Origin of the sequence: Enterococcus sp. JM9B (genome assembly GCF_009933265.1) — a bacterium.
GTDB lineage: Bacteria > Bacillota > Bacilli > Lactobacillales > Enterococcaceae > Enterococcus_C > Enterococcus_C songbeiensis.
Window position 1 is genome coordinate 45,903 of record NZ_MAEK01000024.1, and the last position, 18,856, is coordinate 64,758.

At 41.0% G+C, this 18,856-nt stretch carries 19 protein-coding genes and 1 pseudogene; 17 read left to right on the forward strand and 3 right to left on the reverse strand.

Features of this window, described 5'->3' with window-relative positions; all coding sequences use genetic code 11:
- Positions 1–9 precede the first annotated feature (9 nt).
- The 16 genes and pseudogenes from aroA (at position 10) to BAU16_RS06860 (ending at position 16,273) form a co-directional block, all read left to right on the forward strand.
- On the forward strand, positions 10–1,296 hold the full coding sequence (gene aroA, locus BAU16_RS06785) for a 3-phosphoshikimate 1-carboxyvinyltransferase (protein ID WP_137605202.1): 1,287 nt from the start codon (positions 10–12) through the stop codon (positions 1,294–1,296).
- 1 nt (position 1,297) lies between these two features.
- Complete coding sequence (locus tag BAU16_RS06790; protein WP_137605203.1) at positions 1,298–1,807, forward strand: shikimate kinase; 510 nt, start codon at positions 1,298–1,300, stop codon at positions 1,805–1,807.
- Positions 1,804–2,634 (forward strand): prephenate dehydratase, encoded by an 831-nt coding sequence (gene pheA / locus BAU16_RS06795; RefSeq protein WP_137605204.1) that lies wholly within the window; start codon positions 1,804–1,806, stop codon positions 2,632–2,634. Before BAU16_RS06790 ends, pheA begins: the two co-directional genes overlap by 4 nt.
- Before the next feature lie 103 nt (positions 2,635–2,737).
- Positions 2,738–3,871, forward strand: coding sequence for an LCP family protein (locus BAU16_RS06800; RefSeq protein ID WP_137605205.1), 1,134 nt, complete (start codon positions 2,738–2,740; stop codon positions 3,869–3,871).
- 82 nt (positions 3,872–3,953) lie between these two features.
- Positions 3,954–4,802, forward strand: a complete 849-nt coding sequence (locus tag BAU16_RS06805; protein ID WP_137605206.1) for a DegV family protein — start codon at positions 3,954–3,956, stop codon at positions 4,800–4,802.
- Positions 4,803–4,997: 195 nt separating this feature from the next.
- A complete protein-coding gene (locus tag BAU16_RS06810) occupies positions 4,998–5,477 on the forward strand; it encodes a DUF6530 family protein (RefSeq protein ID WP_048605257.1) in 480 nt (159 codons plus the stop codon).
- A 12-nt stretch (positions 5,478–5,489) separates the two neighbouring features.
- Entirely contained in the window at positions 5,490–7,715 is a 2,226-nt protein-coding gene (locus BAU16_RS06815; protein WP_137605207.1) for an AAA family ATPase, read from the forward strand.
- A gap of 58 nt (positions 7,716–7,773) precedes the next feature.
- Positions 7,774–8,370, forward strand: a complete 597-nt coding sequence (locus tag BAU16_RS06820) for a hypothetical protein (protein ID WP_137605208.1) — start codon at positions 7,774–7,776, stop codon at positions 8,368–8,370.
- A 45-nt stretch (positions 8,371–8,415) separates the two neighbouring features.
- Positions 8,416–9,222 carry a pyrroline-5-carboxylate reductase gene (gene proC / locus BAU16_RS06825; protein ID WP_137605209.1) on the forward strand — a complete coding sequence of 269 codons (807 nt, stop codon included), beginning with the start codon at positions 8,416–8,418 and terminating at the stop codon, positions 9,220–9,222.
- A gap of 18 nt (positions 9,223–9,240) precedes the next feature.
- The gene (iadA, locus tag BAU16_RS06830; RefSeq protein ID WP_137605210.1) at positions 9,241–10,428 is read left to right on the forward strand and encodes a beta-aspartyl-peptidase; all 1,188 of its coding nucleotides are present in this window, start codon (positions 9,241–9,243) and stop codon (positions 10,426–10,428) included.
- 116 nt (positions 10,429–10,544) lie between these two features.
- Positions 10,545–11,591 carry a bifunctional glycosyltransferase family 2/GtrA family protein gene (locus BAU16_RS06835; protein ID WP_137605211.1) on the forward strand — a complete coding sequence of 349 codons (1,047 nt, stop codon included), beginning with the start codon at positions 10,545–10,547 and terminating at the stop codon, positions 11,589–11,591.
- On the forward strand, positions 11,588–12,508 hold the full coding sequence (locus BAU16_RS06840) for a phosphodiester glycosidase family protein (protein WP_137605212.1): 921 nt from the start codon (positions 11,588–11,590) through the stop codon (positions 12,506–12,508). Before BAU16_RS06835 ends, BAU16_RS06840 begins: the two co-directional genes overlap by 4 nt.
- Before the next feature lie 10 nt (positions 12,509–12,518).
- On the forward strand, positions 12,519–12,893 hold the full coding sequence (locus BAU16_RS06845) for a hypothetical protein (protein ID WP_048605264.1): 375 nt from the start codon (positions 12,519–12,521) through the stop codon (positions 12,891–12,893).
- 120 nt (positions 12,894–13,013) lie between these two features.
- Positions 13,014–13,739 (forward strand): polyphosphate polymerase domain-containing protein, encoded by a 726-nt coding sequence (locus tag BAU16_RS06850; protein WP_137605213.1) that lies wholly within the window; start codon positions 13,014–13,016, stop codon positions 13,737–13,739.
- The gene (locus tag BAU16_RS06855; protein WP_048605266.1) at positions 13,729–14,403 is read left to right on the forward strand and encodes a DUF4956 domain-containing protein; all 675 of its coding nucleotides are present in this window, start codon (positions 13,729–13,731) and stop codon (positions 14,401–14,403) included. The genes BAU16_RS06850 and BAU16_RS06855 overlap by 11 nt, the downstream gene beginning before the upstream one ends.
- A 12-nt stretch (positions 14,404–14,415) precedes the next feature.
- Positions 14,416–16,273 (forward strand): annotated as a pseudogene (locus BAU16_RS06860) (carbohydrate-binding domain-containing protein).
- Positions 16,274–16,358: 85 nt separating this feature from the next.
- On the opposite strand, the gene BAU16_RS06865 reads toward BAU16_RS06860, so the two are convergent.
- Positions 16,359–16,607 carry a type II toxin-antitoxin system RelB/DinJ family antitoxin gene (locus tag BAU16_RS06865; RefSeq protein ID WP_137605216.1) on the reverse strand — a complete coding sequence of 83 codons (249 nt, stop codon included), beginning with the start codon at positions 16,605–16,607 and terminating at the stop codon, positions 16,359–16,361.
- 163 nt (positions 16,608–16,770) lie between these two features.
- Here BAU16_RS06865 and BAU16_RS06870 point away from each other — a divergent pair, with 163 nt between their 5' ends.
- Entirely contained in the window at positions 16,771–17,553 is a 783-nt protein-coding gene (locus BAU16_RS06870) for an MBL fold metallo-hydrolase (protein ID WP_161526778.1), read from the forward strand.
- Between the two features lie 98 nt (positions 17,554–17,651).
- On the opposite strand, the gene BAU16_RS06875 is transcribed toward BAU16_RS06870, so the two are convergent.
- A complete protein-coding gene (locus BAU16_RS06875) occupies positions 17,652–18,059 on the reverse strand; it encodes a type II toxin-antitoxin system death-on-curing family toxin (protein ID WP_048605270.1) in 408 nt (135 codons plus the stop codon).
- Positions 18,056–18,295, reverse strand: coding sequence for an addiction module antitoxin (locus BAU16_RS06880; protein ID WP_048605271.1), 240 nt, complete (start codon positions 18,293–18,295; stop codon positions 18,056–18,058). The genes BAU16_RS06875 and BAU16_RS06880 overlap by 4 nt, the downstream gene beginning before the upstream one ends.
- Positions 18,296–18,856: the final 561 nt, after the last annotated feature.

Genomic DNA, 18,856 nt, shown 5'->3' on the forward strand with positions numbered 1-18,856 from the left:
AGGAAAAAAATGAAATTAGTGGAAAATAATCACGGTCTAAAAGGAACGTTGACGATTCCGGCGGATAAGTCAATCTCTCACCGCAGTATTATGTTTGGTGCTTTAGCAAACGGAACAACAACGATCAGAAATTTTTTGCGGGGGGAGGACTGTTTAAGCACCCTCCATGCCTTTCGACAACTAGGTGTAGAAATCGAAGATGATGGTGAAATCATCACCGTTCATGGACAGGGTTTTTCTGGATTAAAAGCTGCAGATGCGCCAATTAATATCGGAAATTCCGGCACAACGATCCGATTGATGATGGGGATTTTAGCCGGTCAACCTTTCAAGACCCAGCTTTATGGGGATAGTTCTTTAAACAAACGGCCAATGAATCGGGTGATGCTTCCTTTGCGCGAAATGGGTGGGCGCCTTCATGGGGATGAAGAAACAGAATTTCCTCCCATTACGATTGATGGTGTGGTAGATTTGACTCCGATTCATTACGAAATGCCGGTTGCCAGCGCTCAGGTCAAATCAGCGATTCTTTTTGCAGCAATGCAGACAAAAGGAACCTCAACGATTCTCGAAAAAGAACTTTCCCGCAACCATACAGAAGAAATGATTCGTCAATTTGGCGGTTCCATCTCCGTTAGAGGAAAAGAAATTATGATTACCGGACCACAACAGTTTACCGGTCAAGCGCTCACTGTCCCAGGTGACATTTCTTCCGCCGCTTTCTTTTTGGCTGCTGGTGTTTTGGTACCAAACAGTCAGCTGCTTTTGAAAAATGTTGGCATCAATCCCACGCGAACAGGAATTTTGGATGTTTTACAGGCAATGGGTGCGGTGATCGAACAAACCAACGAAGATTCCCACAATCAAGCAGCAGATTTAACAGTTCGTTTCAGCTCTTTAACTGCCACAACGATTGAAGGAGAGATTATTCCTAGATTGATTGACGAATTACCAATTATTGCATTACTAGCTACTCAGGCAAAAGGAACCACAATCATTAAGGATGCGGAAGAATTGAAGGTCAAAGAAACCAACCGAATCGATGCAACTGCCGAGGAATTGAAAAAAATGGGTGCTGATATCCAGCCAACAGAAGACGGCTTGATTATCCATGGACCCACGCCTTTACACGCTGCCAGTGTTTCCAGTCGCGGAGATCATCGAATCGGGATGATGTTGCAGATTGCGGCGTTATTAGTAGATGAACCTTGTGAATTGGAAGACGCAGAAGCGGTAGCCATTTCTTATCCACAATTTTTCCAAGATGTAGCCGACTTGGTGACAGGAGGGAAATAAATTGTCTAGTATTATTTTAATTGGCTTCATGGGTGCGGGAAAATCAACAATTGGTCGGCAGTTGGCTCGGCGTCTATCAAAGGAATTGATTGATCTTGATGCGCAAATCGTGGAAGCCATCCACATGCCCATCGCAGATTATTTCGATCAATTTGGCGAAGCAGCCTTTCGAGAACAGGAAACTGCTATTTTAGCAGAGCTAGCCACAAAAGATGGAATTTTAGCAACCGGCGGCGGAATTGTTTTACGTCCAGAAAATCGCACACTCCTAAAACAGCAGCCCGCTGTCATTTACTTGACCGCCGACACGCAGGTCTTGATTGAAAGAATCCAACAAGATACAGAAAATATTCGACCGTTAGCAGAAAATAAACAACCTGCAGAAATCGCGGCAATTTTAGACCAGCGGATTGCTTTTTACGAAGAAAGTGCCAGGCATATTCTAGATACGACAAATAAGACACCAGAGGAAATCGTTTCAGAAATTATTGAAAGGCTGGGTGACCTATGAAAGTCGGTTATTTAGGACCAGAAAGCTCCTTTACACATCAAGCCGCAAGAAAACAATTTTCAACGAATTTATTTGCCTATGCCTCAATTCCTGCTTGTTTGAAGGCCTTGTTGAAGGATGAAGTAGATTTAGCCATTGTTCCTATCGAAAATTCTTTGGAAGGTTCGGTCCATCATACGATTGATCTGCTTTCCCATGAACCAGAGCTGCAAGTGAAAAATGAAGTCGTTTTGCCAATCAAGCAGCAATTTCTGATTCATCCTTTTCTTGATGGCAAAGAAATCAAAAAAATCTTGTCTCATCCTCAAGCGTTAGCTCAGTCACAACTTTTTTTAGAAGAGAACTATCCGGAGGTTGAGTTGGTTCCCATGCCTTCCACTACGGCTGCAGCAGAATATGTAGCAAATCATCCCAAAGAAAGCGTTGCGGCAATCGCCTCGGAAGAAACGGCCGCTTATTTTAACTTGAAGATTCTTTATGGAAATATCCAAGACAACGATCTCAATCAAACGCGATTTTGGCTGTTGGGAAAACCAACCACTCACTTTTTAGAAGAAACACCTTCAAAAATGAGTTTAATCTTAACCTTGCCTGCGAATCAGCCGGGAATGCTCCATAAAATGTTGGCGGCTTTCGGCTGGCGGGAAATCAATTTAAGTAAAATCGAATCCCGACCATTAAAAACCAGTTTGGGAGAATATTTCTTCGTGATTGATTTACTGTTGGATCGCCCCTATGAACTGATCGACAACGCCATCACCGAAATCGAATTGTTAGGGGGCAAAGTCCAAAATCTGGGCGGCTATCCCGTAAAATATTTTGATTAGGCTAAAAAGGCTAAGAACTTCTTAAATTTTTTAGGAAGTTCTTTCTTTATTTTTATGCTAAGGTATCCTTAAAACGAGAGTGAAGAAATTTGGAGGATCGTTTATGAGTCGAATGGACCGCTACAAGCATATTCATGAAGAATCAGAAGAAAAGAAAAATATTTTTGCCCGAAAAGAGATTCATCATCAGGAAACGGAGCAGGCATTCCCCCCTGAACAAGAGGAATGGGAGGAGCCGGTTTACCAAGAAAGACCTCAAACCCAGCCTTCCTTTGCTAAAGACAAAAACAAAAAGAAAACCAAATTACCCAAAGCACCAAAACAGGGTAAAAAACCAAAACGCAAGCGCAAGCACCCCATTCTTAGTTTTTTATTGAAACTTATTTTAATTCTAGCCATTTATTCAGGGGTTGCTTTTGCTGCGGGGAAGATGGTTGCCAGCAATGACGATTCTGTTACACAAGAAACCGAGACCTTTAACGGTTTTGCTTCTTCTGACGGATCAAATAATATTTTACTGCTAGGTAGTGATAGCCGAGAGGGGGAAAACGCTCGTTCGGACTCCATCATGGTACTGCAATTGGATGGTCCCAGCAAAAAACCAAAACTCCTTTCCTTTATGCGGGATACCTATGTCGATATTCCCGGCGTTGGGCAGAATAAATTGAATGCCGCCTATGCCTATGGCGGGGCAGAGCTCGTGCGTAAAACACTTTCTCAAAATTTTGGAATTGACTGTAAATATTACACGATGGTCGATTTCAAAACCTTTGAAAAAGTAATCGATACGTTATTTCCTAGCGGTGTTCAAATCGATGCAGAAAAAGATATGAGCAAAAATATCGAAGTTGCCATCAAAAAAGGACCTCAAAAAATGGATGGTCTGACCTTGCTGCAATACGCACGTTTCCGAATGGATGAAGAAGGAGATTTCGGTCGTGTTCGCAGACAACAACAGGTGATGAACGGCATCTTTAGTGAATTGAAAAATCCTTTGGCGATTGCAAAACTGCCTTACGCCGCAGGAAAAGTTATGGGGTATGCGGCAACTGATCTGCCGATGAGCTTTTTACTAAAAAATACGTTATCCATGGCAAAAGGAGCCGGAGGGATCGATCGTTTGACCGTTCCTGTTGATGATTCTTGGAGTTATGGTAATACTTGGGAAGCCGGCAGTGTCTTAGTTATCGACCAAGACATGAATAAAAAAGCAATCACAGAATTTTTAGCGAAATAAGTACCGATTTCTAGTTTGAATGAACTTTCATTTATGCTATATTTATTATGTCGCTTGAAAATTCTTGAAACGAGGAAGTTAGATGAAGTTAGCAATTGTAACTGACAGCTCAGCCTATCTGCCTGAGCCGGTCCGTAGTCACCAAGACCTGTACATCATTCCGATTCCCGTAATCATCGATGGTAAGATTTATAACGAAGGAATCGATATTGAAGCAGATGCTTATTATGATTTATTGAAAAACAGCAAAGAATTTCCCACTACCTCTCAGCCAGCTTTAGGTGAGGTGATGGGTTTGTATGAATCCCTGAAAAACAAGGGCTATGATACGATTTTAAGTATTCATTTGTCCGGTGGAATCTCAGGTTTTGTTTCTACTCTTCATGGAATCAAAGAAGACATTGAAGGGGTCACGATCCTTCCTTATGATTCAAAAATTACCAGTATGCCGATGGGTCACATGGTAGAATCTGCCTTGCAGATGAATGAGGAAGAAAAATCATTAGAAGAAATCGTCGCGCATTTGGATTTGATTCGTGACAATACCTATGCCTACATGATCGTTGATGATTTAAATAATCTCGTTCGCGGGGGACGTTTAACCAACGGAGCGGCATTAATCGGTGGACTCTTAAAAATCAAACCAGTCCTGACCTTTGATCAAGGAAAAATCGTCTTGTTTGAAAAAATCCGTTCTAGTAAAAAAGCTTTTAATCGGGCAGAAGAAATTATTGGACAACGAGATCAGGAAATCACTGCCACCACTAAATTTTACGTGATTCATGCCAACAATTTAACGGTTGCCGAAGAAGAGAAAAAACGGCTACAGGAAAAATATCCAGAAGCTACGATTGAAATCGGTCATTTTGGTCCGGTCATCGGCACCCATCTAGGTGAAAAAGCGATTGGAATCGCAATTTCTGCGCAATAATTTTTTTAATTTATGAAGTGAAAGTAACCGGCAGCACCGCCTCGTAATGAGGGGTGCTGTTTTTTTGAACAGATTAGTTGTAAGGTGGACAGGCTTCTTTTATACTCTAGTAAAGCAGTAATTTAGTAAATTACTAAAAACTGTCCTTTCTTCGTTTTCAAAAAAATTAGTGGAAGGATAGAAGGAGTGAAAAAAATGAAAATACCAACAAATTTAAAACATAAACCCGTGATCGTGGTGGAAGACTACGATAAGGTAGATGGAAAAAATGCCCTAAATACCGATGCAAAAGGTCTTTCTCTTGGCTTGGCACAATGGAATGATAGAGGAAAGGTCGAAATTTCTGGAAAAGTTTGGCGTCATACCGGTGAAAAATGGTCGCGACAATCCGAAGAATTGCCTATCACGCGAATTCTGGATTTAGCGATTTTAGTCAGTCAAGCAAGTCTTTATTTTCAAGATGCGTATCGTCATGAAAAATTTTACGATCCCGAAAATCCACTGATTGATATCATCGGTCTGCAAGGCAACCGAATGACAGTCGAGGTGGATACTGACAATCCAATGATTGATGAAGATATTCTTTTATATTATGATACTTTACAAAAAGACGGCGAATTAATCGGTGAGCGTTTCAAAATTTTAAAACGGTTATTAGATGATTTAGGTTATTAAGGGGTGAAAAAAATGAATAGTCCCTACGAAGTAACAGCGGACCGGCTCTTTTCAAAGTTAGAAAAACAAATGATTTGGCAGAAACCTGAAAGTCATCAGGATAGCGAAGAGGAATTACGGATTGCTTCTGAAATCAAAGAAAATTGGCACGATCCCGAAATGAAAATTTTCAACGTATTGTTGGAAGGCGATGCCGGTTCTGGAAAAACCCAACTAGCAAAGGCTCTGTCTTTTGATTTACAACTTCCCTATACCAAGGTCACTTGTTTTGCGGATATGGATAAATCCGATGTTTTTGGGGCTTTACTGCCGATTGTGGCGACAGATGATGCGTTAGATGGTGAACTGTTGGAAGCAATTTATCAAACGGAACGTCTGGAAGATTTATTGCAGCTGATTCAAACCTATTATCAATTAACTCCCAGCGCTGCACGAGAAAAGTTGGCTGCATTGATTGAACGAATAGATAAGCAAGACAGCCAAGAAGTGGTTCACTATAAATTCTATCCTTCAGAAATTGTGCGTGCCCTAGAAAAAGGCTATTTGCTGGAAATTCAAGAACCGACTGTGATTCGTGATGCTTCGGTTTTGGTCGCTTTAAATTCCGCATTGGAACACCACGGTATGCTGAATCTGCCAACAGGTATGGTTCGTCGCCATGGGGATTGTGTTATCGTGATTACTACAAATCGCAATTATCAGGGAAATCGACCTTTGAATGAATCTTTGCGAGATCGGATGCAGCACGCTGAAAAAATGGATTTACCAGCAATCGAGGTTATGGTTCAACGCGGCAAAGCAAAAACCGGATATGGAGATGAAGCGATATTAACTAAAATGGCAGAAATCATCCGATTATTAGATACGACAGCAAAAGCGAATGCCATCAAAGGGGTGGCCGGAATGCGTTCTTATTTTTACTGGGTGCATACCCTTGTTCAAGACCAAGATCCCTTACAAACCATTTATCCGAAAGTACTGTATAAAGTAACGACAGACCCAAATGAGTTGACTCTTTTGCAAAATGCATTAGCAGAAAGCGAATTATTGGATCAGCTAAGACAATTACTCACGAGTCAACCGTTAATAAAGTATAAAAAAGAAGCCGTTCGGGGACGGAAAATTTCTCAAGAAGAAGCCGATCAACGAAATATTCCAGAATCTGAAGAAACTGAAGCAGCGTCTCAACTTACTTCAACACCTTTGACAGAAACAGAAGACGAAAAAATTTTGTCGACTCCGGAAAAACAACCGAATCTTTCTGATGATACGAAGCGAACAGATACCGATGGAAAAAGTGAGTCAGGAAGCGAAAGTAGCGAAGAATCATTTTCCGAAAGTACCAGTTCCGTGGATAAAATTGATGAAAAGCAATTTCAAAAAACACTGAACAAGGAAGCTCGGAGTCTTTTAAAAGAAACGAGCCACGGAAAAGAAGGGTTAATCATCCATCGTCCTAAAAGTTCAATCCACAATCAAGAAAAAGCCCGCCAATTAACCGGCAGCGTGTTGTCGATTGTAGAGCCCCTTGTAAAACAAATTCAAGAAATACTGGAAAATGAAGAAACTACAACTTACCAAAAGGGGAAATATATGGGTACCCGGTTTGATGCAAGCCGTGTTGCTTATGGTGATTATCGGACATTCGACAAAAAGCAACCCCCTCATGAGGTTCCCTCATTAGCTTTAGCTCTGCGTATTGACGAGTCCGGTTCTATGATTCGCGAAGATCGAATAACCACTGCACTGACCGCTGCAATTGCAGTAACAGAATTCGCACGGCAGTTGAACCTTCCATTAATGATTTATGGTGATACGGCGGATCTTTCTGCACGAGAAAAAACGTCCATATATTCTTATAAAGAATTTGAGGATTCCTTTGATGGCGTTGCAGGAAAATTAGTTAGCATGAAGGCTCGCCAGAACAATCGCGATGGTGTACCACTAAAATTGTTGAGCGACAAGCTGGTCCAACAAACAGCGACAACCAAGTTGGTCATTTCCATCAGCGATGGGCAGCCCAAAGCTCTGCCGGATTATACCGGTAAAAAAGCAATTCTTGATATCCAAAACGTCGTCAAAGAGTATGAGCGGCAGGGAATCCGATATCTTGCAGCGGCAATCGGCGAAGACAAAGAAAAAATCAAAGAAATTTATGGTGAACATCGTTTCCTAGATATTTCTGATCTTAAGTCTTTTCCTGAACAGTTGATTCAATTGATTGCTCGATATATTTAACGATATTTATTTTATGTAAACTAAAAACGTGTTTACTAATTAAGAAAGGCTGAATCCTGTGAAAAAGATTCTCGTAGATGTAAAACAACTGCTTTCTTTGGAACAAACTTGGTTTACACGAGATCTAACTCTTGGTTTTTTGTATCTTATGTTGTTTTTGTTCCGTCGCAGTGCCGGCTTTCTCACTACTTGGCAAGGGTTGGAAGAAACGCTGGGTTTATTTAGTCCCAACCAAACTGGGGCAGCATCCTATTTGCTCTTTGTTGATTTGCTGCGGGGAGGAGCATATATTTTATTGTTTGCCTTTTTTCTTGGAATTTTGTTTTTTGAAGGATACCGCGTCCTATTCCGTCAGCAACAACGACTGGAATTCTTCGAGGTTAGTCAAAAATTCCCCTATCTTTCCTTGTTTTTTATTTTTATCCGTTCATTGTTGCTGGGTGGATTGGCAATTTTTCTAGCACAACTTCTGACGCAACGATTCTTAACCAATCTGGGAAATTTGACCAATTTAAAAGATGCGGTGCTGGCTTATCCCCTCAATAATTTTCCAGATTGGCTGCTTTTAGCTGCCGTTGGTTTGGCTGAACTTACCGGAGAAGTAAAAATGCAGTTTTTTCCATCAAAAAAGACGCAGACATTGATTATTAAGTAGAAAATTTTATGGTAGGCTTTTAATAGAGAAGAGGAGTGGATCATTATGAAAAAAATCGGTTTTATTGGCGCCGGAAATATGGCACGAGCAATCATCGAAGGCTTGATTCAGGCGAAGCTTTATTCTGCAAATGAAATTTTAGTCTATAACCATCGCTATGAACCGACTTTAGCCAAGCTAGTAACAGATTTACAAATTACCCCGATAAAACAGCGGGAAGATTTAGCAAAACAGGCAGAAATCATAGTACTAGCAGTTAAGCCACATTTGATTTTGGAACAATTAACTGCCATCAAAAAAGAGGTCGCAGAAAAAATTATTGTTTCGATTGCGGCGGGTGTGACCATTAAACAAATGGAAGATGTACTCGGCAAGGAACAAAAAATCGTACGGGTCATGCCAAATACACCTGCTTTAGTTGGAGCAGGTATGTCCTCCGTTTCAGTCAACGGTTTGGTCACAGAACAAGATGCACAGGCAGTTTTGACACTATTTTCTAGTTTTGGGCGCGCAGAATTACTGGATGAATCTTTGATTCCAGCAGTTATCGGTGTCAGTGGTTCTTCACCAGCCTATACCTACATGTTTATCGAGGCTTTGGCAGACGGCGGTGTGCTAGAAGGCTTGCCTCGATCGGTTGCCTACGAATTAGCAGCACAGGCAGTTTTTGGGGCGGCAAAGATGTTGCTGGATACCCGCAAGCATCCTGGAGAACTTAAAGATATGGTTACTTCTCCCGGTGGAACAACGATTGCTGCGGTCAAGGAATTAGAAGATAAACAACTGCGTTCAGCAGTCATCAATGCGGTTCATATTGCCGCAGCAAAAGATCGTGAGCTAAGCAATCATTAATTAAGACGGAGGTCAAATATGTTATTAATACGTCAGGCAAATGTTTACACCCCAGATTTTATCGGTAAAAAAGATCTTTTGGTCAGCAATCAAAAAATCATCAAAATTGCAGACCAGATCACAACGGATTTATCAGAATTTGCTGTCACGGAAATCGACGGAAGAGGAAAAGCCGCTGTTCCCGGATTTATCGATTGTCATTTCCATATTCTTGGCGGGGGCGGAGAAGGCGGTTTTCAAAACCGAACACCGGAAGTTACCCTCAGTCAATTGACAACAGCCGGCGTGACGACAGTCGTTGGGTGTTTAGGCACCGATGGAGAAGGACGTGACATGGTAGCCTTGATCAGTAAAGCAAGAGGCTTGGAAGCAGAAGGTATCACAACCTTCGTCTATGAAGGCTCCTATCGTTTGCCGGTCAAAACTGTCAGTAATTCTCTCATTCGTGACTTTTTGACTATTGATAAAGTCATCGGGATTGGTGAAATCGCCATTTCTGATCATCGTTCCTCACAACCTTCCTTTGAGGAATTCACCCGTGCTGTGGCGGACGCCCGAGTAGGTGGCATGTTATCAGGAAAAGCCGGAATCATCAATGTTCATCTAGGAGGCGGTAAACGAAAATTGGAATTGATCGAACGCACAATTGCGGAAACAGAAATTCCCATTACTCAATTTTTACCCACCCATGCGAATCGGACGGAGGAACTCTTTGAAGCTTGTCTGCAATTCGCCAAAAAAGGTGGCGTGATTGATTTTACCGCCAGTGAAGATCCTGATTTCTGGGAGAAAACCGATGGTGAGATTCGTTTTAGTAAAGGTCTGAAACGGTTACTGGCAGAAGGAATTTCTTTAGACAACTTTACAATGACCTCTGACGGTCAAGGAAGCTTGCCATATTTCAATGAAAAAAATGAATTGATTGGCTTGGGAATTGGCAGTTCGAAGGCGCTTATGGTAGGAATAAAAGAAGCGGTGCAAGTGGAAAATATTCCGTTGGAAACCGCACTGAGAGCAATTACCATCAATCCGGCAAAACTATTGAAATTGACTGATAAAGGACAGCTTCAAGAAGGATTTGACGGAGATATTTGTCTGTTGGACGAAGAAACATTAGTCGTTGAAACGGTTATCGCTAAAGGACAAGTAATGGTAGAAAACCAAACGGTCAAAGTTTGGGGAACCTTTGAACAAACGATTGGATAAACAAAAAGCAAAAAGGTCGCGGGTGAAATAATCCGCGGCTTTTTTTGCTTTTAAGGGCTTCTTAAGGTTGCTGCGTAAAATAAAAGACAATCTAAGAAAAGCGCAGGTGAAGAACCATGAAACCGATTCTATTAATACCAATCTATGAACCGACGAAAAAAACCGTCCTTTTTATCAACGAATTGATTCGAGAAATTTCCAGTGAGCTGGTCATTGTTGACGATGGTAGCGGCGGGGCATATAGGATGGTTTTTGATCAAATGCGTCACCCGCGGATTCATTTTATCAGTTATCCTTACAACAAGGGCAAAGGACACGCCCTTAAAACCGGCTTACGCTATATTTTTGATTCCTTTCCAGAGGCTGTTGGTATCGTTACAGCGGATGGAGACGGACAGCACAGTATTGCCGACATTCAGCGCCTATTGAAAGAAGTACCTCAATTGAGACCCCGCGAAATTTTATTGGGCGTTCGCAATTTTTCATATAAGGAAACACCTTTTCGTAGTTTTTTCAGCAATCGGCTGACCAGCGGCTTTTATTTTCTTGCATCCGGAATTCGTCTGCAGGACACTCAAACTGGTTTACGAGGCTTTTCTTTTGCCAGTATTCCGGATCTCGTAAGAATTTCCGGTGAACGGTTTGAATATGAGATTAACCAACTTTTGGAATTACCTATGGAAAACTACCAAATTAAAACACTGTCCATCGAAACGATTTATGAAGACAAGAACAAGCAATCTCATTTTCGTCCGTTGCAGGATTCGTTTCTCGTTTATCAACCTTTACTGAGGTTTCTTTTTTCATCTGTTACGTCATCTTTTGTTGACCTAAGTCTCTTTTACGGATTAGTGTTACTGTTTGGCAGTGAGAATCCGCAAACGCTGTTAGTTGCAACCTTGATTGCCCGCTTATTATCAGGACTGTATAACTATCGGATTAATCGACAATTCGTTTTCCAAAAACAAAAAGACACGCATTCCTTCTTTAAATATGGAATTTTATTTACCGCACAGCTCTTTTTTAGCTGGTTAGGGGTATCCACCTTGTCGATTTTTATTGGATCAATTTTATTTTGCAAATTAATCGTCGATATCACCCTGTTTTTTGCCAGTTTTGCTATTCAACGCCGCTTAGTTTTTAAAGGAGGGGAGAGAGAATGAAGCATTTTTTCAAAAAACCATTTTTGTGGGCGAGTATCTATGGCTTACTTCTTTCCGGCAGTGCCGCCTATATTTTATTAAAAACTTTCGTCTTACCGGAAGTCATTGCGGTGACCGTCACAACTGAAAGTTCCCGTACTAGCACCAGTAACACAGAAAGCACAACGGACTCCAGTCGTGAAGCAACGATCACTGATACAAGTTATCAAGACGAAAATATTCAAATAACCATTACTTCCGAACGGGTAAATGACACAACCGTCTACTTGGCAGATGTACAAGTCAGTGATTCCAGCTATCTCAAAACTGCTCTGGCCAATAATGCCTATGGCCGCAACATCAAGGAAACAACTTCGGCGATGGCTGAGGAAAATCAAGCGATTTTGGCAATCAATGGGGATTACTATGGTTTTCGAGACACCGGCTATGTTTTACGCAACGGTACGCTTTATCGAGACACTCAAAGTGAGGATGCGGACAAACAAGATCTGGTAATCGATGAAAACGGGAATTTTTCAATCATCAAAGAAGCCGATACGACTGCTCAAGAATTGGTCGATGCAGGAGCGCAACAAGTATTGTCTTTTGGCCCTTCCTTGGTAGAAAACGGGGAAGTTGTTGTGGATGAAAACGATGAAGTTTCTCAATCTATGGGCAGCAATCCCAGAACTGCTATCGCTCAAGTGGGAGAAAATCATTATTTATTGGTAGTTTCAGAAGGACGAACCGATGACAGTGCCGGGCTGAGTTTAAGCCAATTGGCTGAAGTCTTGCAAAAGCATGGTGCACAGACCGCTTATAACCTTGATGGCGGTGGGTCGACCACCATGTATTTCAACGGAGAAGTTGTCAATCAAACCGTTGGTGGCACCGGTAACTCGGAACGTTCTGTCAGCGATATTTTGTATATCGGTTAGGAGGAACAACATGAATCGAAAAAAAACAATTTACACCTATCTTGCAATCACCGGCTTTCTTTTTCTTTTTCAACTTATTTACCATTCCTTTGGTCACGGCATCATCTCATCCTCGTTGCAATGGGTCTGGCTGGTACCTCTTATCGGTGGGAGTGGAGTGATTCTTTTTTCAAAAATTTTAGGAACCTTAAAAAATCGCTTTGCGTTTAATCTGTATAATTCTGGCCTAGCCAGTTACGTTGTTGGGATGATTCTAAAAGGCATTTTGGAAATCTCCGGTGCAACTTCCAACTACCTTTTTCTTTATACTGCAGTAGGAACGGTGCTACTGGGAATCAGCCTTTTTCTTTTTATTGGTAATCGACTAATGAACACAGAATTTTAAGTTTATCCTCCTATTAAGCTAGCTTTAAGTTAGCTTCGTTAAAGTTATCCCATCGTAAGAACAAAGCAATCAGCTTTTTGGCTGACGGTGAAAAATCTCAAGAATCAGGAGGAGACAGCTATGAAATTAAAAAAGGTGTTCCAACGTAAAGAAACCAAGTATTTATTAACTCGTGGACAATTTGAACCATTTTTTCAAGAATTGACTAAACAAATGGAAGTGGACGAATTCGGCAAACACACAATTTTATCTTTATATTTTGATACGAAAGATTTTCAATTTATTCAAAAATCAATGGAAAAACCTAAATACAAAGAAAAATTCCGAGTCCGCAGCTATGGCGTACCTCAGGAAGACTGCCTCGTCTTTCTGGAAATCAAGAAAAAGGTCAAAGGCATTGTGTACAAACGGCGCTTGCCCATTCCCTACAGCGAGTATTGCCAGTGGTTGGCTACCGGCAAATTTACTACAAATGGCGCCTCACAAATTGCACAAGAAATTACGTGGCTGTTTTCCCGCCACGCTGATTTACAACCAAAAACCTTGATAGCCTACGATCGACTGTCACTTTTTGGAAAAGAAGAGGAAGATTTTCGGGTAACTTTTGATCAAAACATCCGCTACCGCACACAGGAATTAGTTTTAGAAAAAGGCAGCAACGGTGAATTGGTTGCACCAGAAATCGATGTTTTGATGGAAGTAAAAGCGCTAGGAGCTTACCCAATCTGGTTTGTGGAATTGTTGAACAACTACGGAGTTCGCAAAGGGAGTTTTTCAAAATACGCAGAAACCTTTAAACGTCATTTATTTGTAAGAAACAAGGAGGAAATCACACATGTTGTCTAGTTTATTCGAATCCGGTACCAGTATCCAGTGGAGTGATCTGCTGATTTGTATTCTTGTCTCACTTGCCTTAGGCCTGTTAGTGGCTCGCGTGCATATGGTCCGCAATGTTTATACCAAAAGCTTTGTCGTAACACTGGCAGTTTTGCCGGTTTTAGTACAATCCGTGATTATGCTGGTCAACGGGAATCTAGGAACCGGTCTGGCAGTTGTCGGAGCCTTCAGTCTGATTCGCTTTCGTTCTGTTGCCGGCGGGTCCAGGGAGATCACCAGTATTTTCTGGTCAATGGGAATTGGGATTGCCACCGGGATGGGGTATGTCATCTATAGTGTGATTTTTTCTTGTATCGTTGCTGTATTCTTGATTCTTTTGCATCTCTTTCCTTTTGGAGATCGTTCAAAAGTTGCAGAACGAGAATTAAAAGTAACCATTCCGGAAGATTTGGATTATCCTGATTTATTCAATGATATTTTTGAAACCTACACTTACAGCAATAAATTAAATTCAGTTCGGACAACCACCATGGGCAGTCTTTATGAATTACGCTATATCTTACTGTTAAAAGATGAAAAAAAAGAAAAAGAATTAATTGATGCAGTTCGGATTCGCAATGGCAATCTACCAGTAGTACTGGGAAAAGTTGCGACAAATCGCGATGAATTGTAGAAAGGAGCCACTATGAAAAAGAAACTAATTTATTCCTTACTGCTTTCAAGTTTGATTTTGACGGCTTGCTCGCAACAATCTACTTCAGACAGTTCGGCAACAGAAATCACTTCTACCAGCAATAGTTCTTCAACGACAACTGCGGTCAGTACAAAAACAACAGAGTATTACGGCAATTACGAAGAAGAGGATCTCGTTACCGACTATGATGAAGCTTCCGCAACCAAGATCACTTTATCCGACGATTCGACGGTTGATGGAGAAGGCGTAACAGTTGAGGATCAAACCGTAACCATTACCAAAGCCGGTACCTACGTAATCAGCGGCTCTTTAAGCAATGGTCAGTTGGTTGTCAGTGCCGGAAAAGAAGACAAGGTTCGTTTGATTTTCGAGGATGTCTCAATCACCAATAGCGGCGGACCGGCAGTAACTATTCAAAGTGCGGAAAAAGTTGTCACTACATTGGTCAAAGGGACTACAACTACTTTAAAAGATGGATCTGACTATCAATTAGCAGCAGATGAAACAGAACCGGATGCTACTTTTTACAGTAAAGAAGATTTAGTAATCAATGGTGAAGGAACATTAAACGTTGAAGGTAATTACAGCAATGGCATTCGCAGCAAGGATGATCTTGTTTTAATTTCCGGTACCTATACGATTACTGCAAAAAATAATGCGTTGAAAGGAAAAGATGCGGTCTCCATTCGTGACGGGGAATATACTTTAACGACTACAGAAGGAGACGCTATCCAAGCCAACAACACGGAAGATACCTCGAAGGGTTACATTGCCATTGATGGCGGAACCTTTACGATTTCCAGTGGTCGTGATGGCATTCAAGCAGAAACCAATGTCAGCATCCAAAATGCCGAGATGTCCATCAAAACAGCAGACGGTGCAGCAAGCCAATCTCTTTCAACAGAAGAAAGCTATAAAGGCCTCAAAGCCGGCAGTAAGATTCTCGTATCCAAGCGGTACGTACACGATTGACAGTGCGGATGATGCCCTTCACAGTAATGATACAGCAGAAATCACAGGGGGCGAATTCACGATTGCAACCGGTGATGACGGTATCCATGCGGACAATGAATTAACCATTAGTGATGGAACCCTCGCAATCAGCGAATCCTACGAAGGAATCGAAGCCAGTGTGATCGCAATCAGCGGCGGAGATATCCAAGTCACTGCCAGTGATGATGGCTTGAACGCAGGTGGTGGTAGTGATACGGATGAAGGAACCGGACAATTCGGTGCGGATTCCTTTGGCGGTGGCGGTGCTGGTGGGGATCAAGCAGATGACAGCAAGAGTCTGACCATCAGTGGTGGAACCTTAGCCGTCAATGCAGAAGGAGATGGTCTTGATAGTAATGGAAATATCACCATGTCTGGAGGAACAGTCACTGTTGACGGACCAACCAACGGCGGAAATGGCGCATTGGATTATGGTGGAACCTTTGATTTGTCAGGAGGTACGTTGATTGCTGCCGGCAGTTCAGGTATGGCACAAAATATCAGTGACAGCTCCACCCAAGCAGCAGTCGGAATTTATTTTGACAGTTCACAAGCTGCTAACACCCTTGTAAGTATTGTTGACAGTGATGGAAATACCGTTGCAACATTTAAACCAAGTAAAACTTATCAATTCGTGGCCATTTCAACACCTGAAATGACGCAAGGAAAAACCTATACCATCGTTAGCGGTGGCTCCACGGATGCACAGGATACAAATGGGCTGTATGAAACAGGAACGGAAACCAACGGAGATGAACTGGGCTCCTTTGAATTATCTGATATCGTAACAAACGTTTCCCAATCAGGTGAAATGGTTTCTGGTAGCCAAATGGGCGGCGGACCAGGCGGACATTAAGACTAAAAAAGCGACTCTCATGTGTGATGAGGGTCGCTTTTAGTCATATTTATAATAATTTTTGATAAAGCGAGTCAATGCTTGCTTATCTCTCAATGTCAATTGACCGGCTTTTTTCACTTTCAGCCGCATTCATCAGCTCAAGATTGATTTTTTCTTCTTTCGTCAAAGCAAGAGAAAAGGGGACTTCACCTTGCGCTTCAACCCGTTTGTAGAGTGCTGTAATCATGGTCGTTTGATTCAAGCCTAACGAGTCCAAAACTGCCTCTACATTGTTCGCAAGATTTCGATCGATATTTACTTGAATTTTCTTTTTCCGATCTTTTGTTTCCATATCAATCACCTCGTAGTGCTATTATCCTACCAGTAGGAGTGAATAACAACTTTCAGGAGTCCAATGTATTTTTTATTTATCCAAAAAAATGAATTTAACAGGAAATTTTATATAATCTGACTGGTACTAACGTTATACTTTAGTTAAAAGGAGGAGAAGGAGCATGTATCAAGAGGATTGGTTTACTGTTACCAAATTAAATGAGGAGACTTTTGCGATTAGTGAGTATGGGCACTGGGAAAAGGTTCACTCATTTTTGCTGATTGGAAAAACAAGCGCTGTACTGATCGATACCGGACTTGGAATCAGCAACATAAAGGAAGTAGTCTCCACACTGACTGATAAAGAAATTCTCGTACTGACAACTCATGTTCATACCGATCATATTGGCTCCCACGGTGAATTCAGTGAAATTGCTGTTCACGAAAAAGATGCTGATTGGATGGTTCACGGCATACAAGGACTAACCATCGAACAAATCAGAAAAGATATTGCCAGAGATATTACAAAACCAACGCCTAAAAACTTTAATCCGAAAAATTACCGCCCGTTTACAGGAAAACCAAGCATTTTGCTTAAAGATAATGATGTCATTTCTCTTGGAGATCGAGAGTTGCGAATTCTGCATACGCCGGGACATTCACCAGGACACATTTCTATTTTGGACGAGAAGCATCGCTTTTTATTCACTGGTGATTTATTGTACGATCAAACACCGATTTATGCATTTTATCCTTCGACAAATCCTGCAGACCTGGTAGATTCACTTGCCAGAATTTCGAAGCTGACTAACATCAGCAAAGTTTTTGGTTCTCACAATACATTGGGATTAAATCCAACGCTATTGATTGAAGCCGGACACGCTGCTAAATATTTGAGAAATCATCACTTGGATCATTTTGGTACAGGAATTCATGTGTTTAATGGATTTTCGATTAGGTTTTGATAAATTGGGGTTTGAGACGGAAGATTATATAGAAAAAGAAAGAGAGCTGCATCAACAACTCTGCCATTTCAAGAGTGACGGTTTGCTAAGTTGATTCTTTATCCTCGTTTCACTTTACCAGATGTTTCAAGGTAATTTGAAACGGACATCTTGAGTTCATCGAAATTCTGATTGCTGGTAGTAATGTTTACTATGAAGTCTACAGCCTCTTTTTGTGTGAAAGAAGTGGAGCAATCATTAATCATCAAAAAAGTGATCATTGCAACAAGGGCTGTTCGTTTATTCCCGTTATGAAAAGGATGCTTTTTTGCCAAGTTTATCGCTAATATTGCCGCCTTATCATAGAGGGTGGGATATAATTCTTCTCCGAATACGACTTGTTGTGGCTGATTTACCGCCATATCTAATGCAGCTGCATCCTTAATTCCTATCATTTCACCTTTTGAAACTTCGGTGATCACTTTTGCATTAATTTTTACAATGTCTTTGACTGTTAAAAATCTCATAGATCAACTAAATCCTTGATTGCTTGGTTGTATTGTTCCATCACGGAATCAACGATGGCGTCAACATTCACTTCCTCAGCGGCTTTTACCATTCTAACGGAACCATCGCTTTCAAAAATATAACTAATTGATCCTCCAGTATTTACTTGTAGCCAGTTTTTAACTTCTGGTGGTACGGTTGTTACATCACTATTTCCAGATTTCCGAACTTTATACTTCTTAGTTTCATTTTTCATAGTATATACACCTCCGATAGTATATACATAATTATAGTAGATACAGAGTGAAATGTAAATACAGACACACTTTTGTCTAGTTTTAAAATCATGAAGTTGACTAATATAGAAGAGATATCTAAGCTTGTATAAATATATTGGTGTGTAGATGATAACGGGATGGAGCGGGTTGTTGTGCCATTTTATAATGATGGAAGATGGGCAGCAGCAACTAAAAAGGAAGAGAAAACGGCGAAAGAAAATATCTAGAATGTTGTTGGCTATCTTTGAGTGATTGATAACCGCAACTAAAATACAATAGCTTCGTAAGTATGCCTAAAAAGAACTCTGGAAAAATTTCTACCATATCCCAAAAAATGAAAAATTTTTCTAGAGATATGTAATGCACTAATTGGCCGATAAGTAAACATCTGATTATAACTTAATAAGTTTTACATTAAATAACGTTGTATAGTTCCAATGTAGAGTTTGGTAGGGGGTAAATCATTACTAAATTTGGTCAAAAAAAAAAGACCTTTCACTATTAAAAAATCCCCCGAGAACTCCTGGATAGCAAAATAA